Origin of the sequence: Commensalibacter melissae (assembly GCF_009734185.1) — a bacterium.
GTDB classification, from domain to species: domain Bacteria; phylum Pseudomonadota; class Alphaproteobacteria; order Acetobacterales; family Acetobacteraceae; genus Commensalibacter; species Commensalibacter melissae.
The window spans coordinates 1,656,510-1,683,498 of the sequence record NZ_CP046393.1 but is presented as its reverse complement, the minus strand read 5'-3'; the positions used below and the strand labels follow the sequence as shown (position 1 = coordinate 1,683,498).

Annotated in this window: 25 protein-coding genes; 11 read left to right on the top strand and 14 right to left on the bottom strand. The window is 38.8% G+C overall.

Translation table 11 applies throughout. The annotated features are described in order from the left end of the window. Positions 1–2: 2 nt before the first annotated feature. From cobM to cbiE, 3 genes are read right to left on the bottom strand one after another with little or no spacing between them, the layout of a single operon-like run. Entirely contained in the window at positions 3–758 is a 756-nt protein-coding gene (cobM, locus tag GN303_RS07470) for a precorrin-4 C(11)-methyltransferase (protein ID WP_110438527.1), read from the bottom strand. Continuing rightward, a complete protein-coding gene (locus tag GN303_RS07465; protein WP_110438526.1) occupies positions 755–1,192 on the bottom strand; it encodes a cobalamin biosynthesis protein in 438 nt (145 codons plus the stop codon). The genes cobM and GN303_RS07465 overlap by 4 nt, the downstream gene beginning before the upstream one ends. Next, positions 1,137–2,342, bottom strand: coding sequence for a precorrin-6y C5,15-methyltransferase (decarboxylating) subunit CbiE (cbiE, locus tag GN303_RS07460; protein ID WP_146206655.1), 1,206 nt, complete (start codon positions 2,340–2,342; stop codon positions 1,137–1,139). The genes GN303_RS07465 and cbiE overlap by 56 nt, the downstream gene beginning before the upstream one ends. Before the next feature lie 118 nt (positions 2,343–2,460). On the opposite strand from cbiE, the gene GN303_RS07455 reads away from it, so the two are divergent. Then, entirely contained in the window at positions 2,461–3,225 is a 765-nt protein-coding gene (locus GN303_RS07455) for a cobalt-precorrin-6A reductase (protein WP_110438524.1), read from the top strand. Here GN303_RS07455 and cobJ read toward each other — a convergent pair. Genes cobJ through cobW form a run of 6 tightly spaced genes read right to left on the bottom strand, consistent with a single transcriptional unit; the run spans position 3,179 to position 10,934 of the window. Then, positions 3,179–3,988, bottom strand: a complete 810-nt coding sequence (cobJ, locus tag GN303_RS07450; protein ID WP_110438523.1) for a precorrin-3B C(17)-methyltransferase — start codon at positions 3,986–3,988, stop codon at positions 3,179–3,181. The two genes, GN303_RS07455 and cobJ, sit on opposite strands and share 47 nt — an antisense overlap. 1 nt (position 3,989) lies before the next feature. Next, positions 3,990–4,709: a precorrin-2 C(20)-methyltransferase gene (gene cobI, locus GN303_RS07445; protein WP_110438522.1), complete on the bottom strand. Its 720-nt coding sequence runs from the start codon at positions 4,707–4,709 to the stop codon at positions 3,990–3,992. A 1-nt stretch (position 4,710) separates the two neighbouring features. Continuing rightward, positions 4,711–5,346: a precorrin-8X methylmutase gene (locus GN303_RS07440; RefSeq protein ID WP_110438521.1), complete on the bottom strand. Its 636-nt coding sequence runs from the start codon at positions 5,344–5,346 to the stop codon at positions 4,711–4,713. A gap of 11 nt (positions 5,347–5,357) precedes the next feature. Then, a complete protein-coding gene (locus GN303_RS07435) occupies positions 5,358–6,548 on the bottom strand; it encodes a hypothetical protein (protein ID WP_110438520.1) in 1,191 nt (396 codons plus the stop codon). Further along, on the bottom strand, positions 6,541–9,891 hold the full coding sequence (gene cobN / locus GN303_RS07430) for a cobaltochelatase subunit CobN (protein ID WP_110438519.1): 3,351 nt from the start codon (positions 9,889–9,891) through the stop codon (positions 6,541–6,543). The genes GN303_RS07435 and cobN overlap by 8 nt, the downstream gene beginning before the upstream one ends. 2 nt (positions 9,892–9,893) lie before the next feature. Continuing rightward, entirely contained in the window at positions 9,894–10,934 is a 1,041-nt protein-coding gene (cobW, locus tag GN303_RS07425) for a cobalamin biosynthesis protein CobW (protein WP_110438518.1), read from the bottom strand. Between the two features lie 152 nt (positions 10,935–11,086). Here cobW and GN303_RS07420 point away from each other — a divergent pair, with 152 nt between their 5' ends. Next, positions 11,087–11,800 carry a nucleoside/nucleotide kinase family protein gene (locus tag GN303_RS07420; RefSeq protein WP_110438517.1) on the top strand — a complete coding sequence of 238 codons (714 nt, stop codon included), beginning with the start codon at positions 11,087–11,089 and terminating at the stop codon, positions 11,798–11,800. A 157-nt stretch (positions 11,801–11,957) separates the two neighbouring features. Here the strand turns inward: GN303_RS07420 and GN303_RS07415 are convergent, their stop codons facing one another. Further along, entirely contained in the window at positions 11,958–12,893 is a 936-nt protein-coding gene (locus GN303_RS07415; RefSeq protein WP_110438516.1) for a 2-hydroxyacid dehydrogenase, read from the bottom strand. 98 nt (positions 12,894–12,991) lie between these two features. Between GN303_RS07415 and cobU the strand changes: the two genes are divergently transcribed. The 3 genes from cobU to GN303_RS07400 are packed head-to-tail and all read left to right on the top strand — an operon-like array spanning position 12,992 to position 15,574. Continuing rightward, positions 12,992–13,492 carry a bifunctional adenosylcobinamide kinase/adenosylcobinamide-phosphate guanylyltransferase gene (gene cobU / locus GN303_RS07410; protein WP_110438515.1) on the top strand — a complete coding sequence of 167 codons (501 nt, stop codon included), beginning with the start codon at positions 12,992–12,994 and terminating at the stop codon, positions 13,490–13,492. A gap of 19 nt (positions 13,493–13,511) precedes the next feature. Further along, positions 13,512–14,117, top strand: coding sequence for a cob(I)yrinic acid a,c-diamide adenosyltransferase (gene cobO, locus GN303_RS07405; protein ID WP_110438514.1), 606 nt, complete (start codon positions 13,512–13,514; stop codon positions 14,115–14,117). Further along, positions 14,117–15,574: a cobyric acid synthase gene (locus tag GN303_RS07400; RefSeq protein WP_110438513.1), complete on the top strand. Its 1,458-nt coding sequence runs from the start codon at positions 14,117–14,119 to the stop codon at positions 15,572–15,574. The genes cobO and GN303_RS07400 overlap by 1 nt, the downstream gene beginning before the upstream one ends. A gap of 218 nt (positions 15,575–15,792) precedes the next feature. Here the strand turns inward: GN303_RS07400 and cbiB are convergent, their stop codons facing one another. Next, entirely contained in the window at positions 15,793–16,791 is a 999-nt protein-coding gene (gene cbiB, locus GN303_RS07395; protein ID WP_110438512.1) for an adenosylcobinamide-phosphate synthase CbiB, read from the bottom strand. 95 nt (positions 16,792–16,886) lie between these two features. Between cbiB and cobD the strand changes: the two genes are divergently transcribed. Further along, positions 16,887–17,891 carry a threonine-phosphate decarboxylase CobD gene (gene cobD / locus GN303_RS07390; RefSeq protein ID WP_110438511.1) on the top strand — a complete coding sequence of 335 codons (1,005 nt, stop codon included), beginning with the start codon at positions 16,887–16,889 and terminating at the stop codon, positions 17,889–17,891. A 180-nt stretch (positions 17,892–18,071) separates the two neighbouring features. Beyond that, positions 18,072–18,668 (top strand): hypothetical protein, encoded by a 597-nt coding sequence (locus GN303_RS07385; protein WP_110438510.1) that lies wholly within the window; start codon positions 18,072–18,074, stop codon positions 18,666–18,668. 49 nt (positions 18,669–18,717) lie between these two features. On the opposite strand, the gene GN303_RS07380 is transcribed toward GN303_RS07385, so the two are convergent. The 3 genes from GN303_RS07380 to GN303_RS07370 all read right to left on the bottom strand — a co-directional run bounded on the left by GN303_RS07380 (position 18,718) and on the right by GN303_RS07370 (position 22,325). Then, a complete protein-coding gene (locus tag GN303_RS07380) occupies positions 18,718–20,481 on the bottom strand; it encodes a DEAD/DEAH box helicase (RefSeq protein ID WP_110438509.1) in 1,764 nt (587 codons plus the stop codon). A 385-nt stretch (positions 20,482–20,866) separates the two neighbouring features. Continuing rightward, entirely contained in the window at positions 20,867–21,658 is a 792-nt protein-coding gene (locus GN303_RS07375; RefSeq protein WP_110438508.1) for a DODA-type extradiol aromatic ring-opening family dioxygenase, read from the bottom strand. Between the two features lie 31 nt (positions 21,659–21,689). Then, positions 21,690–22,325, bottom strand: coding sequence for a class I SAM-dependent methyltransferase (locus tag GN303_RS07370; protein ID WP_110438628.1), 636 nt, complete (start codon positions 22,323–22,325; stop codon positions 21,690–21,692). Between the two features lie 80 nt (positions 22,326–22,405). Between GN303_RS07370 and dapF the strand changes: the two genes are divergently transcribed. The 4 genes from dapF to GN303_RS07350 all read left to right on the top strand — a co-directional run bounded on the left by dapF (position 22,406) and on the right by GN303_RS07350 (position 26,985). After that, the gene (gene dapF / locus GN303_RS07365) at positions 22,406–23,230 is read left to right on the top strand and encodes a diaminopimelate epimerase (protein ID WP_110438507.1); all 825 of its coding nucleotides are present in this window, start codon (positions 22,406–22,408) and stop codon (positions 23,228–23,230) included. Beyond that, on the top strand, positions 23,227–24,489 hold the full coding sequence (mtaB, locus tag GN303_RS07360) for a tRNA (N(6)-L-threonylcarbamoyladenosine(37)-C(2))-methylthiotransferase MtaB (RefSeq protein ID WP_110438506.1): 1,263 nt from the start codon (positions 23,227–23,229) through the stop codon (positions 24,487–24,489). The genes dapF and mtaB overlap by 4 nt, the downstream gene beginning before the upstream one ends. After that, positions 24,490–25,446: a signal recognition particle-docking protein FtsY gene (gene ftsY / locus GN303_RS07355; RefSeq protein WP_110438505.1), complete on the top strand. Its 957-nt coding sequence runs from the start codon at positions 24,490–24,492 to the stop codon at positions 25,444–25,446. A gap of 948 nt (positions 25,447–26,394) precedes the next feature. Then, complete coding sequence (locus GN303_RS07350) at positions 26,395–26,985, top strand: phage neck terminator protein (protein WP_110438504.1); 591 nt, start codon at positions 26,395–26,397, stop codon at positions 26,983–26,985. Positions 26,986–26,989 lie beyond the last annotated feature (4 nt).

Sequence of the window (26,989 nt, the reverse complement as noted above, 5' to 3'; positions counted from 1 at the left end):
TATTATTGATTTTTAAAACGACGTTGATAGTTAACATTATATAGGGCACTTTCCATATGGTTTTTACTATCCATAGCAGGACCAACCATAATTAACGCAGTACGCTGGATTGGATTGGCGTTTATTTTTTTTAAAATAGTGGCCAATGTTCCCTGTATAATTTTTTCATTTGGCCAGCTTACATGCGCAGCGATGACGATTGGACAATTTTTTCCATAAAAAGGAACCAAACGCTGAACAATTTTTTCAATGCGATGAATGGCGAGATGAATAATCAGTGTAGTGCCAGTTTGTGCATAGGTTTCTAATTTTTCTTTTTCTGGCATTACTGATGCACGTCCAGAAATGCGTGTTAAAACAATGGATTGTGCTATTGTTGGAATAGTCAATTCTTTTTTTATGATTGCAGCAGCGGCTGCAAAAGCGGGTACACCGGGTGTAAGTGTATAGGGAATGACGTGTTTTTCAAGTCGGCGGATTTGTTCGGCAACAGCACTATAAACAGAGAGATCCCCTGAATGTAAACGGGCAACATCTTTTCCCGCTTGATTTGCCTTTACAAATTCAGCTTCAATCTGATCCAAATTTAGTGGGGCCGAATCAATTAATTGTGTATCAAAAGAGCAAAATTTCAGAATATCTTTAGGAATAATAGATCCGGCGTAAAGACATACTGGACATTGTTCCAAAAGCTTTTTCCCACGTAATGTTATAAGGTCAGCAGCCCCTGGGCCTGCCCCGATAAAATGGACGGTCATGGTGTTGAGGATCCTTTATAGGCTAAAGATAAGGTAATTCCTTTATAAATCATCTTTCGTATCAGTAAATGATCTTTTTTGTGCATAATGGCTAAAAGACAGGCTTCTGAAACAGCACCAAAACCGGTTAGTTCATAAATTCTGTTTGAATAAGATTGACATTGGGACTGAAGATTTTTGAGCGTGTCCAATGCAATGAATTGAATGGGTAGTTTATAATGATGTTGCAGGATTAGATAAGTGCTATCTTTTTGTTTAAAAGCAGGCGCAGCAATTAAATAAATAGAAGCCCGATAGTTTCGTTTAATTTCTTGCAGTGTACAATATATATGTTTGGCATTTGTTTTTTTTTGACTGCCTAGACCAATTAATAAAGTGTCAGGGGAGGCGCATGACGCAATATTGGGTAATGGTGCGGTCGGGTCTGAAACCATGGTAATTCCCTAAAGATTCATAATGCTGGATTTGAAGGCGGCTGATTGTTCCGCCCAATTGTTGTTGAGTCTGAAAAAGGATTTGATCGCTTTCGGTCGTTACGGAATTAATAACCAGCCGTCCATAAGGATGAAGGTTTCTCCATACAGTTTTTAAAAGATCAGGTGCTGTTAATCCACCTCCGATAAAAACGGCATCAGGACGTGGCAGTTTATCTAAAACTTCAGGGGCCTTGCCTTCAATGATTTTCAGGGATGGGACACCCAGACTATATGCGTTTTCCCTTGCTCTTACAGCCCGATCATGACGTGATTCAATGGCAATGGCTTTACAGCCGGGATGGGTTAACATCCATTCGATGGCAATGGAACCGGATCCCGTGCCAATATCCCATAACAAAGCGCCAGGAAAAGGTTGCAATGCTGATAAAGTTGCCGTGCGGATATATTGCTTTGTTAATTGACCATCATGTCGAAAATAGGAATCTTTTCGTCCATGGCAATAGGGAAGCCCTTCAAACCGGTCTAATTCAAGGGCAATCATGTTTAAAGGGTCAATTGTTCCGGGCAGGGATTCTTTTAATAAAAAAGAACGTATCCGTTCCCGCGGTCCACCAAGTGCTTCAAGAATATAAAATAATTTATATGGGATTTGCCATTTTTCCAGATATGCCTTGACGTTATGAGGTGTTGATTCATTTTCGGATAAAATAAGTGTTCTACGACCTGGTATTAAGGCTGGGCGCAAGGTTTCCAATGAGCGACCACATAAGGAGATTGTCTCAATGGTTTGTCCTGACCAACCTAACCGGTTGCAGGCAAGGCTATAGGATGAAAGGGTAGGAAAACTTTGCCAATCATTGATAGCCAAGGATTGTACGGCTAAAGGACCAATCCCATACCAGAACGGGTCACCTGACGCAAGAATTGCAACTGATTCAGGTTTAAGGTTATTGATTTTGTTTATGGATTCTTGAATGGGCGACGACCATATTTCTGTTTGACCTTGAATAAGGGTGTTTGCCAGTCTCAAATGACGCTTACCACCGAAAACGTAAGATGCGTTTTTTAGACATCTACGAGCCTGATCGGAAAGGGAGTTGATACCATCTTCGCCAATACCAATAATGCTAAGAAAAGGGTAAGTCATATTATTTACAAAAATCACTTATTAATTCTATCAGGTAACGGAAATGAATTATAGCTGGGGTAATTGAAAAAATCATGTAATCTATTTATGTAATGACAAATTTTTATAGGTATCTTTAGTGGGACAAAAAAGAAAAAAGATTTTGCTTTTAGGTGGCACAAGTGAGGCTTCCCAATTAGTACACTGTCTGCAAAATAATGATTCCATAGAAGTTATTTTTTCTCTAGCAGGTGTGACAAAAAATCCTGTATTACCCAGAAATGTGATATCACGTGTGGGTGGGTTTGGTGGTGTCACCGGATTGATAATGTGGTTAAAGAATAATCAAATAGATTTCCTAATTGATGCAACACATCCTTTTGCCCTACAGATGACTAATAATGCCTGGAAGGCAGCGAAGATTTGCGGAATTCCCTTTTTGAATTTGCAACGTCCGGCATGGCAGAAGCGGGATGGTGATCATTGGTATGAGGTAAATTCAATTCCTGAAGCTGTAAAAATTTTGGGTCATAGAACGTTAAGGGTATTTTTAACTATCGGTCGTAAAGATATATTATTATTTAAAGAGAATATTATCCAGCATCATTATTGGATAAGAAGTGTTGATAAGCCTGATGATACGGTTTTGCCAAGTCATGCCGAGGTCATTACTGCTAGAGGGCCTTTTGATGTGCAAAGCGAATATGATTTTTTAAAACAATACCATATTGAATGTATTGTTACGAAAAACTCCGGTGGTCAGACTGTTTATGCGAAAATTGATGCGGCAAGAAAATTGTCAATTCCTGTGATCATGATTCAAAGACCTGTTATGCCTCAACTTCCTTCTGTTTCAACTACGGATAAGGCTTATCAATGGTTGATGAGTCATCTTCAGGGATAAATTCGGTTATAATCGAACGAGGTGTGTAGAACCAGGGACGTATATTTTCCCGTGACTGGGGAATTAATTGACTATAACGGTTGCCAATCAAGACCAGGGTTTGCATATTTCCCATGGAACCTTTGGCATCGCCCAGGGTGGTTAGGTGAATATGTTCGTTTTTTCGGGAAATTGCCTGACAAAAAGCCACTGGAATATAGGGAGGTAAAATTTCCTTCAATAATTCAAAAGCTTTATCAAGTTGCCATGGTCTCGCTTTGGAAACGGCATTATAAAGGGCTATGACAAAATCAGCCTGAGCCGCAAGCTTTAAACGGTGCAGAATAAGTTTCCAAGGTTTCAGGTTATCGGAAAGGGAAATGGCGCAAAAATCATGACCTAAAGGCGCCCCTAGTCTTGCAGCAGCCGCAAACATGGCGGAAATTCCTGGTAAGACAGTTATTTCAATCTCTTTCCATATTGGTTTTCCATGATCAATGGTTTCAAAAATAGCACTGGCCATGGCAAAAACGCCGGCATCTCCTGAAGAGACAACCCCAACCTTATAGCCTTTTCCGGCAAGTGTTAACGCATGTTCGGCACGATCGAGTTCTTCGCGATTATCTGATTTATGTTTTCGTAAAGATGGTCTATCAGGGATGCGATCAAGGTAAGGACCATAGCCAATCAGGTCTGTTAAGGTTGGCAAAATTTTTGATGCTTCAATCGTCAGTAAATCAGGATCTCCAGGACCAAGGCCTATGATGTATAGATGTCCCGTCATCTCAATTCTCCTTACCGGCGATAAGGATCAGTGAAAAATAGGGCGCTTTTTCATCCTGCATTTGTGATAATGGCAAGATACGTTCCTGGTTTTGGGTGCCACGTTCAATATAGGTTGCTTGTTCAAGCAAATGGGTCTGCTTTAAAGCGGTTTTAACCTTTGCAAGATTGCGGCCAATTTTCATGATGACGATGGATTCACACTGGTTCAATTTTACCAAAAGTTTGTCGAGGGGTAAAGTCGCGGACAAAATGGTTAAGGTTTGATCATTGCGAACAATCGGTAAATGTAATCGGCTCCAGCAACCATTCATTGCCATAACGCCTGGAATGGTCTCTATGGTATATTGTTCTTGTAATCTTTCCAATATATAAATTGCAGATCCATACAATAATGGATCGCCTTCACATAACAATCCTATATCTTGTCCTTCATCGAGTTTTTTTTGAATCTTATAGGCACAGTGATCATAAAATGTTTCTAACGTTTCTTTATATTCAGGAGCATAATGAGGGATTTCTGTAGTCAAGGGGTATTCAAAACGTAATTCTGTTAATTCATGGATAAGGAATGGTGTGGCAATTTGACGTGCATGACCCATTTCACCTTTTTTACAAAAATAAGCGATAAAAGAAAGGGAATTTAGAATGCGTCCGGCTTTTTTTGTCACCAATTCAGGATCGCCCGGTCCCATACCCAATATAAATAATGTGCCTTTCATTTTATATTTCCTGTTTTTGGGCCAAAGCGTTCAATGCGGCAACACCCATGGCGCTTCCACCCTGTCTGCCCGTTATGATCATATATGGAATTTTTCCCCATTCTTGCAATGCCAGTTTTGATTCAGCCGCACCCACAAAACCTACAGGGACGCCGATAATTGCTGCAGGCTGGGGGATTTTCTTCTGGTCTAATAAATTGATCAAATGAAACAAGGCTGTTGGTGCATTACCAATGACCACAACCGCCTGTTTCAGGGTGTCCCCCCATAAATGGATGGCAGCAGCTGAACGTGTGTTTTTTATATCTTGGGCAATCTTGACTGTATCGGGATGGTTCAGGGTGCAAATAATTTTATTATTGGCGGGCAGTCTACGTCGAGTAATTCCATGCGCAACCATTTCTGAATCACAAAAAATCATGGAACCCATGAACAGGGCCTGTTCACTTTTTTCAATAAAATCGGGACTGAATACGATATTTTTTGTTATCTCGATCCGTCCACATGCATGGATAACCCTGACAGCAATTCTGGCTTCATCTTCTGTAAAATTAGATAGGTCAGCTTCTTTGCGAATGGTTGCGAAGGAATTTTGATAAATAATCTTGCCATCATGGATATAGTCATAAAGAGGCATGAATGTTTTTCCTATTTCATTTCAGAATATGTAATGAGTTTAGCGCTGATTTCTTCCAAGTCTAGATTTTTGTAAAGGCTTTCATCATTTGCCCTGCCGTGTAAAATAAAATTATATCCCTTGGGGGTTGCACACAGGGTTAAAGGATTTTTCAGGGGAGATGCGCATCCTTTCGCACAGCCAGATATATGCAGTGTCTGTAGTTTGGAATGCCAGAAGCGTATAAGTTTTTTAACATCTTTCATCACGGGTTGCATTCCCTGAAGACAATAGGGTTTACCCGGACATAAGATGATATTTAAACGAGGATCCTGTTTATCGGTAATAAATGATTTCAAATGGGTATGAGCTGCGTTTGAACAATAGGGCAGTATAATTGTCCGATCGGGGGTGAGCTGCAGGGTGGAATTTCCATATTGATCAGAGATGTCTGCCAGTAGACTTAAATCTTGATTATGAAGCAATCCAAAGGGAATGCCGAGATGATAACCATGTGGAAATTGACCAATCGAAAGTTTTTCAATTGAAGTTGGATAGGTATAGGATTGTTTGGAACATGAATTTTCCCTTATAAATTGATCAGCATAGTCTTGATGAAGCAGGCGGAAATAATTGTGTTTATTGCAAAATTGCAAAATCTGTTTAAGCAGTTTGACACAATTATCCAAGTTACAGGGTATTACCTGTTTCGCATGACCTAATTGCAAAATCCATTGGTCATGATGGATACGTAGATTAATATCGGCATGATGACGGATTAAGGGGAATAACCCGCCCCCGTCAATAACGAAACTAAATTTGCCAGTCAGAAATTTTACAGTCTCATTTTCAATGATTTCATGTTGTATACACTGGGCATAGCGCATGGTATCTTGGTGGCAAGAAGGGTCGATACCGGCCAAGGGTGAAATAAGAATATTGCGTTTACCTTCTTCCAATGCATCGGGACTGCATAGATTCTCATTTTTGACTAAAGGTATGAATTGTTGGATATGTTCCCGGGTAAATCCCCGTAGTTGCAGATTGGCCTTTTGTGATAAATTAATAAAGCCATTTCCCAAATCAGATGCTGATCTTGCAATAAAACGTGCCTGTCGACTGGTTAATTTTGCAAAAGGAGGCTTAACTCGACATAACCATCCATCTCCTGTCTTCATAGGATGATAAAGCGATGGACACCATCCCCGACGTATATTATTCATCGTTTTCTTCCAGTTTCATGAAAACGCTGTTTGATTTTGGATGCCACAAGCCACGTTTAAGGGATTCATTGAAGCGATTTTGAATGGATTTTTTTGCCGCTGGATTGGAATTTTGTAAAAATCGGTTAACAGTATCATTTCCAAGCGTTGCTGCAAAGATGAGTTCAAACTGTTGATCAAAACAATGGGAAAGCGTTGCTGAAAAACTGAAAAGTGCATCGACAGAACGGGCTATTTCCGCGGCTCCACGATAGGAGTGATTCATCATTGCCTTTATCCACATGGGATTGGCAACACGTCCACGCACTATACGGTTGACTTCCTCAACCAATAAACGGATTTTTGGATTTTCTGCTTTTGAAGTGTCACCGTGATATAAGTTGGGTGTATTGTCAAAGAGTTTTGCAGCTGCCGCAAAACCACCTTCATGGGCAGCGTAATCAGCGCTATCCAGAAGGTCAATTTCGGCATGGTCTTGACTGTGAAAAAAAGCCTGTGTTGTTTTTAAACGTTCTGAAAGCCCTTGTTTATCGTAAATGCCATCTTGCCCGTTTCCATAACTATATGCTGAATTTTCCAGCCATTTTTCGCCCAGTTCCGCTTGTTCACGCCAATTTCCAGTATTCAAGGCATATTCTATGCCCGTTCCATATGTACGTTGGGCTGTACCATAAATGCGGTTAAGCCGGGAATGATGGCTTCCGGGGGGGGTATTCTGAAAGAGATATGCCAAGTAATTCCAATCTTTATCTTCGGCACGTTGGGCAAGGGTTTTAACCGTTTGATCAAACAATGTGATCTGATCTTCAAACGCATCACGGAAAAATCCTGAAATGCGGAGTGTTACGTCGACGCGCGGTCGGTTCAACTTTGCCAATGGGATGATTTCAATTGAAGTAACACGATTTGAACTTGTATCCCAGATGGGTTTGACCCCCATGAGAATATAAGCCAGAGCCAAGTCCTCACCGCCTGTTCTAAGATTGGTGCTTCCCCATAAATCAATAACAATATGTCGCAGGTGATCACCATTTTCCTGTATAAATTTCAGCAAAAGCTGTCCTGCCATCTTTTCTGCCAGAAGATAGGCAGTACGAGTGGGAATACCACGTGGATCAACCGTATACAGATTACGTCCGGTTGGGAGAACATCCAGTTTTCCTCTTGTGGGTGCCCCAGCAGGGCCAGGCTGAATAAACTCTCCATTCAAAGCGTTTAGGAGAGATTGTTTTTCATGCTCGGCACATTGGTAAAGATTTGATTCAATCTCTGATATTTTATCGGGGGCATAATGTTTTATTGTTTCTAGAAGATGCTGGAATTGAATTGGAGGTTTACCAAAAATATGTAACCCTTCCCGTATTTGCAAATCCTTGACATCACATAAATAGGCATCCAGATGGTTCAGGGCGACCTCATCTCCGCTTTCCTTGCGGTTGATGCCTGTTTCAGCCAATAAACCGCAGGATTCTGCTTTATCCAGAATAGTCCCGAGAAGAAGTTTGCTGCGTCGATGGTCCAAACCATCAGCTTCAGCATAATCATCGATTAACCGTTCTAGTTCTGCGGCATCGCCGCTAAGGATTGTCTTATTGACAGGAGGCGTTAAGTGTCCGATGGTAACAGCACCGAGACGTCTTTTTGCGCAGGCTGCCTCACCTGGATTGTTAACAATAAAGGGATAGATGACGGGTAAGCCCCCTAGCAACACAGCAGGGGAACAATGATCGGAAATTGCGGTTGCCTTGCTTGGTAGCCATTCCAGTGTACCATGTGTTCCCAGATGAATGATGGCATCAATGGATTCATGATGGCGTAACCATAAATAGAAAGCGATATAACCATGGCATGGTGGAATATCTGGATCATGATAAGTGTTTTTATGATTTTTTGAATCAGCTCTTTCAGGCTGGATCGCGCAGATGATATGGCCTAATTGAATATATCGTATGGTAAAATTTTCTTTTTGCAGCGTTTCATCTTTTTCAAATTCTGGCCAGTATGCCAAAACTCTTTCTCTGAATGTCGTCGAAAGTGTGGAAAAATATTGTTTATAATCAGTCAGGGATAAAGTGGCCCTGGTACCTGACTGACATAAAATCTGGATTAAATTTTTACAGTCGGGAATTACGGATCCTGTTTGATATCCATTCTTTTTCAACCATTGTAAAATATGTTCAAGACTGGCAAAGCTGTCCAAACCGACGGCATGCCCTTCTTGTCCGCTGACACCCGGGTAATTTGAAAGGATAATAGCAATTTTCTTGTCATGATTGTTTTTTTTTCTTAAATTAACCCATCCGTTAACACGGTTTGTAACGAGATCTATTCCTTTTTGATAAGGTTCATACCGTGTTTGGTTATTTTTCTCTTTTTTAAATCCTATGGCAGTTGTCGAGATTTTACCGTCAAGTTCAGGTAAAACAACCTGGATGGCAAGATCGGTTTGGGATAGGCCACGAAAACTTTTTTTCCATAAATGTTTACTGTTACTAGGCTGAAGAATTTGCAGGACTGGCACATTAAATGTTCTAAAAAGGGAATGATTATAATCTTGCTGTATAGAAAAATATGTGGCGTTTAAAATTATTGTTGGGTGATTTTGGTAGAGATATTGTCCAATCCAATGGGAAATTTCTGGGTCTTTTAGAGAGGTTAGATAAACAGCCTTGATATTTATGCTTTTTCTGAATAAGGATTGTGCGAGGGAAAGAATAGGTTTGATATTGTTGGCCAGCAAATGAGAGCGGTAAAACAATATTACCGCTAGATTTTGATGGGCATGAAATGGATAAGGTAAGGGATATTCCCCAACCATCGGTAAAATGTGTGGGGTAATTGATTGCCCTATTTTATGGTCAAGATGATGGGCGGCAAGATTTAGGATGTGACTGTAATTTTCTTTTCCACCAGCTAGGAACAGCTCCTTGAATTGATTTAACAGGTTTCTGGGAATAGTGGAAAGATTATCAAGATGGGGATTTTCATAATTTTCACCAGAAATAATGGCTAGGGGAATGTGATAGGACTGACATAAGTTGTGGATTTCTTCCGTACCATAGCGCCATGCCTCAATTCCTCCTAATAATCTTAAAATTATGAATTTGGACTTGCTGATTGTCTGATCCAGATAGAGGTCGACAGACATTGGATGACGAAGACGGTTAAGAGAAACTAGCTGTATTGATGGAGAATTTTCAGGTTGCTGCGCTATGCAATTCGCCATCACATTCAGGTCATTATCGGAAAAGGACAGAAAGACAATATCGGCTGGTTCATGTTGCAAATCTTCAGCCGGTGCCTGTTCATCCAGACTTGTAATTTCTCGAACCAGGATATGCATTATTAAATTTGTGTTTCCAAGGCTGCCTGAATGGCCTTTTGATTGATGCTTTTCTGTCCAATGATGATTAATTTTCCTTGAGGATGTTCATCTTGATACCATGGACGGTCAAAATGATAACTAAAGCGTTCCCCAACCCCGTGTATTTCAAGGCGCATCGGTTTATCGATAATTTGGATATAACCCTTAATGCGTAGTATATCGTGCAGGTTTGTGAGTTGAAGGAGTTTGTTTTCCAAGGCTTTTGGACTCGATACTGGAGGAATATCGACAACAAAACTTGTAAAGTCATCATGTTCATGATCTTCATCCACACTATCATGATGAGAGGGACGTGTCTGTAAATCATTTTCAGCCTCGGCGTGAATACCCAGGATCACTTCTGGCTCGATTTTTCCGTGTGAAAGAGGCAGAATTTTCACGGCTTTTGGAATTTGTTTTTTAATTTCATCAGTTAGATACTCAAGCTGTTCTGAGGTAATGAGATCCACCTTATTGAGAAGGACAAGATCTGCGGAGTTAAGCTGATCTTCAAAAACTTCCTGCAGGGGATTGTCATGATCGAGTGATGGATCAGCCTGACGTTGTTGAGCGATTTTTTCTGGGTCATCCGCGAAACGTCCAGCAATAACAGCGGGGGAATCCACAACAGTAACCACACCATCAACAGTCATTTTGGTTTTGATATCAGGCCAGTTAAACGCCTTGATTAAAGGTTTTGGTAATGCCAGTCCGGATGTCTCTATAATGATGTGTTGAGGTGGAGACGGACGGTTTAATAATGACTCCATTGTTGGTAGAAATTCATCCGCAACTGTGCAGCAGATACATCCATTTGCCAGTTCAACAATATTTTCCTCCTCACATCCTGGAACAGCACATTTTTTTAGGATCTCACCATCAATACCCAGAGAGCCGAATTCGTTAACTATAATGGCTATTCGCTTATTGACGTTTTTTTTCATGATTGAACGCAATAGGGTTGTTTTTCCTGAACCAAGAAAACCTGTAATAATGGTTGCCGGGATGCGAGAGGGTTGCATAAAAAACCTTTAATCGGAAATTACATAAATTGTTGTGAAAGATTGAATTTACGATTTTTACAAAACCAAGGCAAGAGACGTTTGTTGAAATACAACGTCACGATATATTATTAAATATTATGAGATTCCTTGTTTTGATAGAATAGGTTGAAATGCAGTATAAAAGTGAGACACCATTGGAAGACTTAATTTTGCCTGTTTCTTATGTAGAAAGGGCAAAGGCGCTTTGTGCAGAGGGAATGCGTAAAATTTTGGCCATCGCAGGTGCTCCAGGATCGGGAAAGTCAACGGTTGCCCGTCTTTTGCAGCAAGCCTTACCAGACTGCTCGGTTCTTGTTCCGATGGACGGTTTTCATTTGGCAAATAAAGAATTGGAAAGATTGGGTCGTAAAGAACGTAAAGGGGCACCGGATACATTTGATGTGAAAGGCTATTTTGCCTTACTTCAGAGACTGAGAAATCAAAAGCATGATGAAGTCATTTATGCCCCGGAATTTGATCGAACCATTGAAGAGGCAATTGCCGGTTCCATTCCCGTTTTTCCTGAAACAGAGTTGATCATTACCGAGGGTAATTATTTATGTTTGACACAAGGGGACTGGCAAAATCTGGTTGAATTGTTTGATGAGAAATGGTTTGTTATGGCACCTCAACAGGAACGGCAGCAACGTTTAATCAATCGGCATTGCTATTTCGGTCGTACGCCTAAAGAGGCAAAGACCTGGGTTGAACAAACGGATGAACCGAATGCCCGGTTAATCGAAAATAATCGAACAGAGGTGGAATTGGTGATTGAGTGGATGGATGTGTCCAAGAGAAGTTGGGTGAAAAGGTATGGAGGTGTTGAAAAAAATATTTATTTGTAGAAAATGCCTAGCCAAACCTAAATGCTAACTTGAAAATAATTATGGGAAGAGGGATATCTTTCCTGATCCATTAAAGAACAGGGTCAGGAAAGAGTGAACATTAGATAGAGTTGAGTTACATGTTTTTGTATTTCTTCAATTTTTGAAAAATTGATTTTTAAAAATGCACTTCATCAGGGAGGTTTTCACCTTTAAAAAAACATTCCAGGGAATTTAGGATTTTTGCGCCGATACGTTTTGAGGTTTCATAAGTCGCGCCTGCTGAATGAGGGGTCATGATAACATTTTTTAACAAACGTAAGGTTTCTGGAACATGAGGTTCATGTTCAAAAACATCCAGTCCGACTCCAGCTATTTTTTTGTTTTTCAGACAGTCTATCAATGCATTTTCATCAATGATACTGCCGCGCCCGATATTAATGACGAACCCTCTTTCACCAAGTGCTTCAAGTATTTCGCGATTAACAGCGTGTTTTGATGAGGGACCACCGCTGGCGGCAATTATTAGGATATCTGATATTTTGGCCAATTCGATCAAGGAGGGAATAAATTTCCATTTTACTTCAGGACGCTGATGTCTTGCTGTGTAGGCAATTTCATTATCAAATGCATGTAAACGTTGGGCAATGGCCTGACCAATATGACCCATTCCCATGATTCCTATTTTCTTATTGGAAATGGAACTTCCTTGATAAGGATAGTTTCCTTTTTCCCATTCATTTTTGCGTACATATTGGTCACGCAGGGTTATTTGACGGGATACATCCAATAATAATGCGATTGCCATGTCTGCCACGTCCTGAGTTGGTGCATTTGTAGCAATACTTAGTTTGATTTGACGTTCTTTTAATTTCTGCAAGTCAACATTGTCATATCCCACCCCATGCACTGTCACGAGTTTTAGATTAGGAAGTTGATCCAGCATATCTGATGGAGCACCAATAACACCATTTGTAATTACAGCCTCGATTTTTTTGAGAATTTCAGGAGAATCAGGCAATTTATTAAGGCTAATATGATTGGTGAATCGAGTATTGATTTGTTCCTGGAATTTTTTGCAGACAGGTACTAATTGGAGAATTTGAGGTTTCATAGTTTTTCCTTTTTACAAGGGGTTTAAGCAGGTGATACGTGTACGAATATGGTATATCTTTTTAGAAGAAAGGTATATTTACAAAAAGTAATGGAATCATGATTCATTTTGTATTGGGTGGGGCGAAATCGGGGAAAAGCAGATTTGCCGAAAATCAGGTTATGCTTTATCCGGCACCGTGGATTTATCTTGCAACGGCGCGTTGCATGGATCATGAAATGCAGGAAAAAATTGCCGTTCATCAGAAAAGAAGAGGACAGGGATGGCAAACCATAGAGGAATCCATCAATCTTGCAGATATTATAAATACGAATAATGTTCATTCAATTCTGGTCGATTGCCTAACTTTATGGTTGACCAATTTATTAATGGATAACCGAAATATAAAAGAGGAGACTGATAAATTTCTTTCCGCATTAACGACATTTCATGGAAATATTATTATTGTCAGTAATGAGGTTGGACAGGGTATTGTTCCAGATAATGCGTTAGCGAGAAAATTTATTAACGAAGCGGGAATTTTACATCAGAAAATGGCAGCCATTGCTCATAAATTTACGATGGTTGTTGCCGGATGTCCCCTGAATATTAAAATTTAGTTGAAACAGGAAAATTGATATGAATGATGATGCGCTTCATCACAAACGAAAAATGCAAAAAAGGCAACAATTGCAAAAAACCATTGTTGCCTCCAAGACAGAAGAAAAAGGGCTGTTGATGGTGCATACCGGAACGGGAAAAGGCAAGTCAACGGCTGCTTTCGGTCTTTTGTTTCGTCATTTGAGTTACGGATTTAAAAGTGTTGTTATTCAATTTATCAAAGCACCTGAGTGGAAAACGGGTGAGCAAAGAATGGTTGAATTTTTTCCTGATTTGCTTGAATGGCATACTTTAGGTAAAGGTTTTACCTGGAACACCCAAGATAAACAAAAGGATATTGAATCCTGTCAGGCGGCCTGGTCGTTGGCGTTGGACTATTTGAACCGTGAAGATATATCGCTGATTGTCTTGGATGAATTGAATATAGCTCTACGTTACAATTATCTTGACCCTGACCAGATTATAAGGGATTTACAACAGCGCCCCAAAATGCAGCATGTTGTTATAACAGGTCGCAATGCTTCCCAAAAGCTTATTGATGCAGCAGATATGGTCACAGAAATGAAATTAATCAAACATCCATTCAATGCTGGTATCAAGGCACAAAAAGGGATAGAGTACTAATGGCTAAAATCCTGATGTTTCAGGGAACAGGTTCAAGCGTGGGAAAATCGGTTCTGGTTGCTGGAATTGCAAGGGCCCTGACAAATAAAGGATATAATGTTTTACCTTTTAAACCACAGAATATGTCGAACAATGCGGCGGTAACGGTAGACGGGGGTGAGATTGGACGGGCACAGGCTTTGCAAGCTTTTGCTTGTAGGGTTGATCCTGTTGTTCATATGAATCCGGTTTTGCTTAAGCCGCATAATGTTCAAGGGTCACAGATAGTTGTTCAGGGCAAAATATGGGGGCAGGCATCGGCAAGGGAATATCAGGAAATTAAGCCGCAATTATTGGACTATGTTACGGAAAGCTTTAATTTATTAAAACGGAAAGCAGATATCATATTAATCGAGGGGGCTGGATCCGCCTCTGAAATAAATTTACGGAAAAACGATATTGCCAATATGGGGTTTGCGCAGGCTGTGAAAGCACCTATTATATTAATTGGTGATATTGATCGTGGTGGTGTTATTGCCAGTTTGATTGGAACGCATAAAATTTTACCGCCAAATGATTTAAAATTGGTTAAAGGGTTTATCGTAAACAAAATGCGTGGGGATCCCTCCCTATTTACGGAAACAATGGAGTGGATAAGCCATAAGACAGGATGGAAAAATTGCGGTTTGTTGCCTTTTTTTGATGAATTGAGAAAATTGCCTGCTGAGGATGCCGCAGACTTAAAAGCAGATAAATCATCATATCAATATGGCAAGTTGCATATTTCTGTTTTATTGTTGCCAAATATTGCAAATTTTGATGATTTTGATCCTCTGAAAAATGAGCCGCATATTCTGCTTGAATTTATTTCTCCGGGATCAGTTGTCCCGGCTTTTACCAAAGTGATAATTATTCCCGGATCGAAAAATACTATTTCAGATTTGAATACTCTATATCAAACTGGTTGGGATATCGATATAAAGGCGCATGTCAGGAGAGGGGGATATGTTTTTGGAATTTGTGGCGGCTATCAAATGTTGGGACAACAGATTCTTGATCCTTTAGGCATTGAAGAATCGAGTAATGGTCGGATAAAGGGGCTGGGTTTTTTTAAAAGTGACACGATTCTGTCCTCAGAAAAAAAATTAGAGGCGGTTAAAGGTCATTTGGCTTTAAAAGATATTGACTGCGAAGGCTATGAAATGCATGTAGGGCAGACAAAACATCATGGCACCTACAAGCCTTTTGCCTATTTGGATGATTCTCGGGTTGAGGGAGCCATTTCTGACAATGGGCAAGTGATTGGAACCTATCTTCACGGAATTTTTCATTGTGATGAAGTAAGGGATTATTTATTGTCATATTTCGGTTCATCAGGAGATGGAATATTGTATGAACAACAGCTTGATTCGGTGATGAATAATTGGGCGAATTTCATAAATGATAATATTTTAGTTGACAATTTAATTTCGTTGTAATAATTATTATTATCGTATAAAAAGAACCTCCTCAAATATTTGAGAAGGTTAAGTATAAAGTTAAGTAGCTAGGTGGTTTGAGAGATTATAATAATCTCTGCAAGTAGGGTTTTATCGATTTAATAAATATAAAATATTAATATAATTATTTTTTCTAAAAAACCTGAACATTTATATCATATGTAATTATAATTTAGCAATATAAAATCCTTTATTATTTATTTAAAATACGTCATTATTTTGTATAATGCTATTAAAACAACTAATTTTATAAAACTTGCATAATAATAAATTTTACAGGCTTTACAAATATCCTCGGAATATAATTGACTACGTTCTCGGCCTATTCGTGGGGATTCAACAATATGGTCTTTATAGTGGCGTGGACATAATAACTGAATATTAAGAGTGTAAGCCATGGCTGCTTCTGGCCATCCAGCGTTGGGTGAATTGTGTTTTCGCGCATCTTTACAAACGGGTTTTAGATTATGGAATAATTTTTTAGGATTTGTAAGTAAAATCAGAAGGGCGGATAGTCGTGCTGGAACAAGGTTCATGTAATCATCCATTTTGGCTGAAGCGTAGCCGAAATTCCGATATTGCTCTGTTAAATGCCCGATCATGCTATCTGCAGTATTAATTGATTTAAAAACAAGTAGTCCGGGTAATCCTCCAATATATCCCCAAAAAACAGGAGATATTACACCATCCGAAAAATTTTCAGCCAAACTTTCAATGGTTGCACAACAGATTTCCGACATATTGAGATTATCTGTTTTTCTTCCAACAATGTGACTCAACGCAATACGAGCACCTGCCAGATCATTTTGATCAATTTTTTCCCTAACTGCGTGAACATGTTCGTAAAGTGAGCGATGTGCAATGAAAATACTGCCTAAAATCCCTGATAAAAAAGTTGCTAAAGACGGACGAAAAAAGGCAAATACAAATTTTTGGAAAAGATGGGCTATTAATCCCGGGACTAGAAAGTTAAAAAATAAAGTGATGAAACCATTTCTTTTCTGAATATTTGCATTTTTATTTTTTTTATTGAGCTTAAGTTCCAGAAAGTAAATTAATTTTCCAACATAACATATCGGATGCGGAATTTTTTTATAAATTTTCTCTGGATCGCCCCATATCATGTCAATCATGAGCGCAATAATCATGATTTCAATATTACGTTTTCTGTAAAATATGTTTAAAATCTTTATCATTTAAATTGTCATAATCTGCCATGTGGATTTATTGATATTTTCATAATTTAGATGGTTTTAACTATAAATTAAATAAAGTGGATATAGATAAATATATGAATATTCAACATGGGGGGAACCTTGACCAAGCGAAAAAGCTTTTTCCGGAGGTTACGGGATCATGGCTGGATTTATCAACAGGAATTAACCCTTACAGCTATCCATTTTCCTCTTTAGATATATCTTTATATGAAAAATTGCCCTCTTATTCTCATGAAGAAAATTTGCGGCAGATTGCTGCAGACTATTATGGTTGCAAGAATAAATCTTGTGTTGCGCTTGCGCCTGGTACCCAAATCTTGATATCGTTAATGCCGACTGTGCTTAATGCAAAAGAGGTTTATGTTTTATATCCCACCTATGAAGAGTATATTTCATCTTGGTGGCAGGCTGGGGTAAAAGTAACACGGGTCGTTAATTTTGAAGATTTTGAGACGCTTTGCCTCCAAAAAAATGTAGTGGGGGTTATTTGTAATCCAAATAATCCAGATGGTCGGAAAATTGATATGGCCAGGTTAGAGTCCCTGATAAAAAAATGGAGTGCATCCGGTAATCATCTTATCCTTGATGAAGCTTATATGGATTTTTCAGGGCAGAGTATGGCTTATTTATTACCTTCACCAGGATTGTTGGTATTGCGATCTTTTGGAAAGACTTTTGGTTTGGCTGGGTTAAGGGTTGGATTTTTGCTGGCTTCACCTGAAATTGTTCAAAGAATACGATATATGCTTGGTTTATGGCCTGTAAATGGACCCGCCTTGCATATAGCTGCTGAGGCCTTACAAGATGGTTTGTGGAAAATTGAAACTGAAAAAAAATTGAGAATTCAACAAAAACGTCTGGATGCTTTTTTGCAAAGTCATTCCTTTAATCTTGTGGGTGGGACGCTTTTATTTCGCTTATTTTATCATCGGTCTGCGAATGATATATGGAAACATTTGGCCTCTCATGGGATTTGGGTACGCAAATTTGATTATAATCCCAATTGGTTGCGTTTTGGATTGTTATACAGGCAAGCAGATTGGCAAAGGTTGGAAGCGGTTTTATTGTCAATTTCGTGAAATGACAATAAACATGTAACATCGGCTATGGATCGGTTTGATGGTATTTAATAACTTTTCATCCTTTTGTTTCATTCAGTTCAGGAGCTGTTTATGATATTTATTGTTACATTAATGCCTTAATATAGCCCGAATTTTGTTTTGATTTAAGATGATTAGATTCATAAAGAAGGAAAGAAAATGTTGTCAAAACGTTTAATTATCTCTGCAAGTTTTTTAAGTGTATTTATGATGGGGAATTTGGTCTCTCAGGTTCATGCTCAGGATGTAATACAGAATTTGCAACAAAAGGAAGATAATTTTCATAACCGTGTTACACAGCATAATCAGGCAATTCGCGATCGTATGCAGCAAAACCAGGAACGTATGGATCGTTATAGGGATTATCAAAGGGATCAGAGAGCACGCTGGGATCAACAAAGACAGGATTTCAAGGATCGTCTGAATGGACCCAAAAGAGAAGCACAGGAACGTATGGATCGTTATAGGGATTATCAAAGGGATCAGAGAGAACGTTGGAATCAACAAAGACAGGATTTCAAGGATCGTCTGAATGAACCCAGAAGAGAAGCACAGGAACGTATGGATCGTTATAGGGATTATCAAAGGGATCAGAGAGAACGTTGGAATCAACAAAAGCAGGATTTCAAGGATCGTCTGAATGAACCCAGAAGAGAAATGAAATATCGTCAGGAACAAAGACGTCAGGAATGGAAAGATTTAAAAAATAATACAAAACAGGATATACATGATTTGACACATCCATTTTCAAATTAAATTTTTAATTTGTGACACGAATTTGGTAAAGGGGCATAAGCCCCTTTATTTATTTTTTGCGTTTTCTTGATGAAGATGATGGACCCGATTTATCTTTGTATTTAAAATCGGTTTTCTTTCTGGTTCTTGTTTTTTTTAAATCCGACCCATTTTTTCTTTTGCGCCTGTAATCCGGTTTTTTATCACCTTCCCCAATAGACGGGGCTGACGTTTGGTAAATGTTTACGGATTTGTCATTTGCAATATTTTTGTTAAAAATATCTTTTTTTTCCGAGGAAATCTCGAATTTTGTGGCGTTATCAAAAATACGAATATTTCCAATATCTTTTTTCTGGATATTACCAGATTTGCAAATGGTTGGAATAAGCCATTTAGGATCTGCTTTTTCATTTCGACCAACTGGAATTTCATACCAGACCCCGTTTGTAAATGCGTATTTTTCTGATGATTTTTGTCTTCTATTTTCCTTATTGTAAGGGGCGGAGCGCTGTTTCTGCAGGGATATGTTTGTAATTTCCTCGGGATTAGGAATAATTGAACGATAAAATGAAATGACAGCATTCGCAAGTTCATTAAGATTGAACTGTTCAATCAACTGCTGAATCAAAGGTTGATCTTCTTCCATAATATCCTTGCTGCTTAAAAGTACAGGATTGGAAAGAAGACGCTGGTTATCCTTTTCACGGATGGCCATCATATCAGGCGGGTTTTCCCAACTTGCTGTTACTTTAGCGTGAGCCAATAGGCGTTCGGCACGATTGCGTTGATTTGAAGGAACAATTAACACGCACCGACCTTTTCTTCCGGCACGTCCAGTCCTTCCTGAACGATGCAATAAGGTGGCGGAATTGGTTGGAAGGCTAGCATGAATGACAAGATCCAGAGTGGGCAGATCCAAACCACGGGCAGCGACATCAGTGGCAACACAGACTCGTATTTGACCAGAACGAAGACTTTTAATGGCATGATTTCGTTCTTCCTGTCCAAGATCGCCAGAAAGGGCAACACATGAAAAACCCCGTTCAATCAAAGTTGATTGCATATGACGAACGAGTTCTCGGGTGGCACAGAAAACCATTGCTGTGGGGCTGTCAATAAAACGTAAATAATTAATAACGGCGTTATCAACCTCCTTTGGGTGAATCAAAGAAGCGTGATATTCAATGTCTCTATGCTGATTGGTGGGAACTGTATTAATTCTCAATGCTTTTTTCTGATATCGTCGGGCCAGGTTTTCAATATCTTTGTCAATGGTTGCAGAAAAAAGCAGGGTTCTATGATTTGATGGACATGCGGATAATAATTCCTCCAGTTCATCACGAAAACCCAAGTCCAACATTTCATCTGCTTCATCAAGAACAATTGTGTCCAGGCCAGATAGATCAAGATGATTATGCCGTACGTGATCACAAAGTCGTCCGGGTGTTCCCACAACGATATGACAGCCTTTTTCCAGTGCATAAGCTTCTTTACGAACATTCATTCCGCCAATACAGGTTACAATCTTGGCCTTGGTATTTGTATATAGCCAGGATAATTCTTGGTGAACTTGTAACGCTAATTCGCGAGTGGGAGCGATAATCAGGGCTAGCGGTAATTTTGCAGCAGCAAACTGATCTTTATTAGCAAGTAATGTTGTTGCCATGGCAATTCCATAAGCCACGGTTTTACCTGAACCGGTTTGAGCAGATACAAGTAAATCTTGTTCATTATTCTGTTGTTCAAGAACAGCCTGTTGAACAGCAGTCAAGGCTGTATAGCCTTTATTTTCTATAGCTTTTGCAAGGGAGGAATGAATTTGAGTAAATGGCATATAGGAATCCGAAACGTAGGTTATAAATCTAAACAAAAAATCAACTATATAACAAAGTGGATTTTGTTAAATAAATGAAGGTTTTGTGGGAAATTGTAAAAACAGAATGAGTGAAATGGGGGTATTATCAGATACATTCAAGGTTGATATAATATCATAAAGCGGTTTATCAATATTTATTAGGTTAAAACATATCTACAATATTTATAAAATATTCTAAATACAAATTTTTTCAAACTTAAAAATAAATATTTAAGGATTTATTTTGTATTATCATGAAACAATTTTTATAAAAAAAGAAAATTAATGTCAGTATTATTTAATACTGTAGAATATGTTAAAAACTAAAGCATGATTAAGGGAATATTTTCTGTTTTGATAATAATCAACCAAATTGGTAAGCAGAAATTGGTTTATGTAAAATTATATCTTTAAATATACATTTTCCATGATCTTGTCTTGCTGCGCCAGAAACCGCCATCAAGGGTAGAAGATGTTCTGTACGTGGATGAGCCGAATGTGCGCCGGCGGTTTTTTCCCATTCAATCAATAATCTATCACGATCATCACAAGCGGGGAGGGAAATGACATCGGTTAACCAGTTATCAAAAGCATATGCCTCTCTAGTGCCTTGACCAGAAAATAAAAAGGGCAGGTTATGATAGCTCATCCCACTTCCCATAATTAAAATATTTTTATTGCGTAGCGGATAAAGGGCCCGACCGATATTAAAATGGTATGCCGGATCAAGGTTATTATGTAGCGATATTTCCACAATTGGAATATCGGCATCAGGAAACATGACTTTTAAGGGAATAAAAACACTATGATCCCATCCTCTTTTTTCTTCAAATTCACTTTGAATATGCTGTTCTGTTAAAAGGGTATGGATTTGTTCGGCAAGAAGCGGATACCCTGATGCTGGATATTGTAATTGATAAGTATGTTCGGGAAAGTCATAATAATCATAATACAAGGATGGATTTGGGTGATGGTGGATTTTGATCGGATCGCTTTCCCAATGAGCCGCAATGACAACGATGGCATCTGGTTTTTTAGGTAATGTTTTAGGGAATTTATGTAGAAAATCACCCATATTGGTCCATATATTATAAGGATCATCCATAAAAAAACACGGACCGCCCCCATGGGGAAGATAACAAACGGGTTGACGCATTACAGATTCATTCCAATATGATTAGCATAAATTAAATTTTACTGGCAACAACACTATATATGCTGCTTTTCCAGAGAGGCTGATTATCGGGTGGATGCACTTCTCCCTGATCGAAATTGTTGAATCCTGATCGTTTCAGAAGAATTTTGATAAGGCGCTGGCGCTCCCCGTTATCAAGTGCCTGCCATAAGGCAATGGTGCGGGTCGCTAAATATCGGGGGGAAAAAGAAAAGATTATTCTGCCTTGAGGCTTTAATATCCGATAGCATTCCTCAAGAATAGCGAAAGGATTTCGCAAATATTCAATGACTGAGCACAGGCAAATATAATCGACACTGTTATCTTGTAAAGGAAGGGATAAATTTTGGTTAATGTCCTGAAGAATTTTTTTTGTTAATTGATGATTTTGTTGCAAGGCATTGTTATCGATATCAATACCGATTAAATCTTGGTATGGAACATTCGCGGGAATATGACTGTTTGATCCACACATTAGGTCAAGGATGGTATCGCCTTTTTGTATGAGAGTATGATATAAGGCTTCAATAGTTTTATATCCCCCTTGGTCGATAAGAGGTGCAGGTTTATGATGCGTATAATATTCAAGATCATTTTCTGTACCAGCAATATCAAAAGAATGGGGATGGAAATTGTTTAATTCGGTCATGGGCATAAAAAATTGGCGTTTTTTGTGTTACATTGATAAATTAAGTCAAGTTAAGTACCAATAGTTACGTTAGAATAATAATGGATATTTCTTTTAGTAAAATGCATGGTATCGGTAATGATTTTGTCATTATCGATAATTCTGTCAACAGAATTCAGCTAAATAATAATCGTATTGCCGAACTATGTGATCGTCGTTATGGGATTGGCTGTGATCAGTTGATTATATTATCTGCTCCAAAAGATAAAAAAGCCGATGTTTATGTTCGTTTTTTCAATCCTGGTGGTGATGAGGCCGGTGCCTGTGGAAACGGTTCACGCTGTGTCACGGCATGGTTGCATGATAAATTTCAACGTAAGAATTTTACCTTACAAACCAGCGCTGGGTTATTGCCAACCGAGGTCATTGATGCTTTTACAGTAAAAGTAAATATGGGACAGCCAAAAATGAATTGGCGTGATATTCCACTACAACGTGATGTTGATAGTTTATATTTGCCATTATCCGGGGAACCAGCAGCGGTTTCTATGGGAAATCCCCATGTAACATTTTTCGTTGAGGACTTATCTACGGTCGATCCTGTATTTTGCGGTCAGGTTCTGGAAAAAGACCCCTTGTTTCCGGAAGGGGCAAATATAGGGTTTGTACAGATGCTGGATCGTCAAAACATGCGGGTTCGTGTTTGGGAACGCGGTGCAGGGTTAACACTGGCTTGTGGTTCCGGTGCATGTGCTTCTGTTGTGAATGCGGTTCGGCGAGGTTTGGCTGATCGTTATTGCGAGGTAAGAATGGATGGTGGGAATTTGATTGTTGAATGGGATGAAGCCTCTAATGATGTATTGATGACAGGTCCTGTTCATTTTTCTTTTACCGGGCAATTTAATTTGGATCATTACCCTTTATGACGTCAAAGACCCAAAAGGACAAACCGCAGATCATTACCTTTGGATGCAGGCTTAACCGTTATGAAAGTGAGGTAATGAGCCAGCATGCCGAGCAACTTGATAATGTCGTTATTGTCAATACCTGTGCCGTGACAGCTGAGGCAGAACGGCAGGCAAAACAGGCAATTCGTCGGCTACACCGAAAAGATAGCGAAAAACGTATTATTGTCACAGGTTGTGCCGCACAAATCAATCCTGAACAATGGTCTTCATTACCGGGTGTGAAGCAAATATTGGGGAATGAAGACAAGTTAAAAGGGGAAAATTGGACAGAGGCAGCTTTATCTCAAGGAAATCAGGTCTCCGATATCATGACGGTGAAAAATACCGTGGGACGGATTGTAACTGATTTTACCGGTCGGACTAGGGCTTTTGTTCAAATTCAGCAGGGATGCGATCACCGTTGTACTTTTTGTGTTATCCCTTTTGGGCGGGGACCTTCCCGGTCTGTTTCTGTTAAGGGAGTGGTTGATCAGGTAAAAGCTTTGACCCAACAGCAATACAATGAGATTGTTCTTACAGGAGTTGATATCGCTTCATGGGGAAGGGATCTGAAACATAAAGGAAGGTTGGGGGATCTGTGTAAGGCTATTCTAAAAGATGTTCCGGAATTAAAAAGGTTAAGATTATCATCAATTGATCCAATTGGTATGGATCCGGTTTTGTGGGATTTAATGGCCAGTGAATCTCGTTTTATGCCCCATCTTCATTTGTCGCTTCAGGCAGGTTCCGACATGATATTAAAACGGATGAAGCGACGTCATCAAACCAAAGATGTTGGGTCATTGGTTGAACAACTTCGTTCAATACGCCCTGATATCGGACTAAGTGCCGATATTATTGCAGGTTTTCCGACGGAGGATGAATCGTATTTTCAGGAGACATACGATTTTCTAAAGACAGTTGCCATTCCCTATCTTCATGTTTTTCCCTATAGTGAAAGAAAGGGCACACCTGCGGCCCAGATGCCAGCCATTGCAGTTTCCGTAAGGAAAGAGCGTGCGGCCCGGTTGCGAAATTTGGGTGCAAAAATAGCCAGTTCATATCATGAATATTTTATTAATAAAACGGTTTCCATCTTGATGGAAACGGTTGATCGTGGTCACAGTGAACAATTTTCCGCAGCAACCTTAACAGGTAAGGAGGCAATTCCCGGTGAAATTATTACAGCCCGTGTAATTTCGGGTAATTCTGATGGTATTATAGTAGAAAGAATATAAATGGCGCTTGGTTTTTTTTCTCGTCTTAAACAGGGGCTTTCCCGTTCAACACAAAAATTGGGAAACAACTTAACATCTGTTTTTACAAAACGACGATTGGATGATGAATCACTTGAACAATTGGAGGATATTCTAATTTCTGCTGATTTTGGGCCAGAAGTAGCGGAAAATGTTATTGAATCCTTTCGTAAGACCCGGTTCGGTTCGGAAGTTACGGATCAGGAAATAAAACAGGCTCTTGCAGAAGAAATTTCCAAGATTCTAAAACCAGTTACCGTACCCTTTCAGCCCAATCCTGATTTGAAACCCCATGTTGTTTTGATGGTTGGCGTAAACGGGACAGGAAAAACGACAACGATTGGAAAAATGGGACAGTTTTTTACTGATCAGGGGCTTAAGGTGATGATGGTTGCCGGGGATACTTTTCGTGCGGCAGCAGTGGAACAATTGCAAGTGTGGGGTGATCGGGTTGGTGTATCGGTTATATCAGGAAAACCGCAAGCAGATGCGGCGGGTTTAGCTTTTGAAGCCCTGAAACGTGCAAAAAATGAGCAAACAGATTTGCTGTTGATTGATACGGCAGGTCGTTTGCATAATAAAAGTGCTCTGATGGAGGAGCTTGCCAAAATCATTCGTGTCATGCGTAAATTTAATGAAACGGCGCCGCATTCTGTTTTATTGGTTTTGGATGCCACAACAGGTCAAAATGCAATTGAACAGGTTCGTATCTTTAAGGAAATGGTTGATGTTAGTGGATTAATCATTACCAAATTGGATGGTACGGCACGAGGAGGAATTGTCATTGCCTTGGCTGAAAAATTTAAGTTGCCAATCCATGCAGTAGGAGTTGGTGAAAAGGCGGAAGATCTTCGCGATTTTTCTGCAGAAGAATTCGCCAAGGGATTGGTGGGAGATACAGTTCAACTTTCCACTACAGAAGTTAATGTTGATAACTGAGCTATTATTTTGATTATTGCTATAATAAATGGTTTCTAGGGATATCGTTGATGGCTCCATAATATTTGAAAACAAAATTGCGAATTTATGGTTTACTATCACAAATTCTTGTTGGCAGTATTTTTATGTTAGTAGAAGATGTTTTTAAAAAAAGAATTTTTTAATTTAGAGCCCTAACCACTATTTTAATTATAGTATCATTTATTTTTATAATCATTTATCAATATAAATTTTTACCTTTACAAATGATTTGGAGCCAATATCCATCTGGATTTATAATTTTCTACCGTCATTGCTCTGTTGATGATTTTATATGTAGTCAATGTCAGTAATATTCTAGACAGACTGTTCTTAATGAACTCATTATTGTTGAATATAGGAAAAAACTAGGTCAGTTATGATATGGTGTTTTAGTATATTTGTTTTGGCGGATTTTTTATGCAAAATTTGATGATAGTGCAGATTTAAGCCCAATTTAAGTTTTTGGTCGTGTAGATAGCGATTGTTGCAAGATTATCTACATTCAATTTGGTATTATGCTATCAACTTTATTGAAAAATATCGTTTCATTATAAACAAATTAATTGGTAATTTTAAATATAATATACTTATTAGATTAATTTTTGAAAATATCGCCGTTCTGGAATATATCATGTGTTATCTGTAAAAGGATAGGTTTTAGAGATAACGGATTGATAGTTTATATTTGTAAAAGCCACTTAAATATATCTAAAAAAATTGATACAAACAGTCAAACATTATTGAATTTTCTGTCAGATTTTGAGATTATTTTAGTAAGTTAGTATTATTATAGTTTGATGAAGCGACCTTGATAGTAGGTCGTTTTTTTGTTTTTTATCAATAGAATTTTTTCAATAGATGCCAAAACAATAGCATCAATATTCCAATTAATTTCCAAAACAAAAAATTTAAGAAAGCCTTAATTCTATGAGTAAAAAGGATAATAAACATGTCAAAGTCATGGTTGTTGCTCCCAAAGATGGAGAATTTCCAGAATTATACACTTTAAGTTATAAAGAAATGTATAATTTGGTAGGAAAATTCATAAAAAAGGCTATCCCTATTAAAGGAACTGAATTAACGATTATACAAGGTCGCGGCAACCGAGTTTCAACCCCCAAAGCACCCTATATACTCATGAATATCGTTGACGAAAACCGTCTTTCAAGTAATGAAAGCTATTATCGGGGGCGTCATAAGATTTTCAGGTCAAGATCGCAGATTACAATGACCCTGATGTTCGTCGGAAACGAATATGTTCCAGCACTGCAAATGGCCAAGTCGTTTATAGTCAGATTTAATGATTCCTGGGCAAGTGATCAGTTTGAGCAATATAAAGCGCCATTTTTTCCTCTTTATAGCGATGAAGTAACCATAGAAAGTTCATTTGTCAATGCGGAAGATCAATATGAGGATGTTTGCTCGGTTGATGTTTATTTTGAATATCATCCAGAATTTGGAGTTTGTGAAGGCAGCGCCAAAGAAATCATTATGAATGTCAATGGATTCAATGAGTAATTAA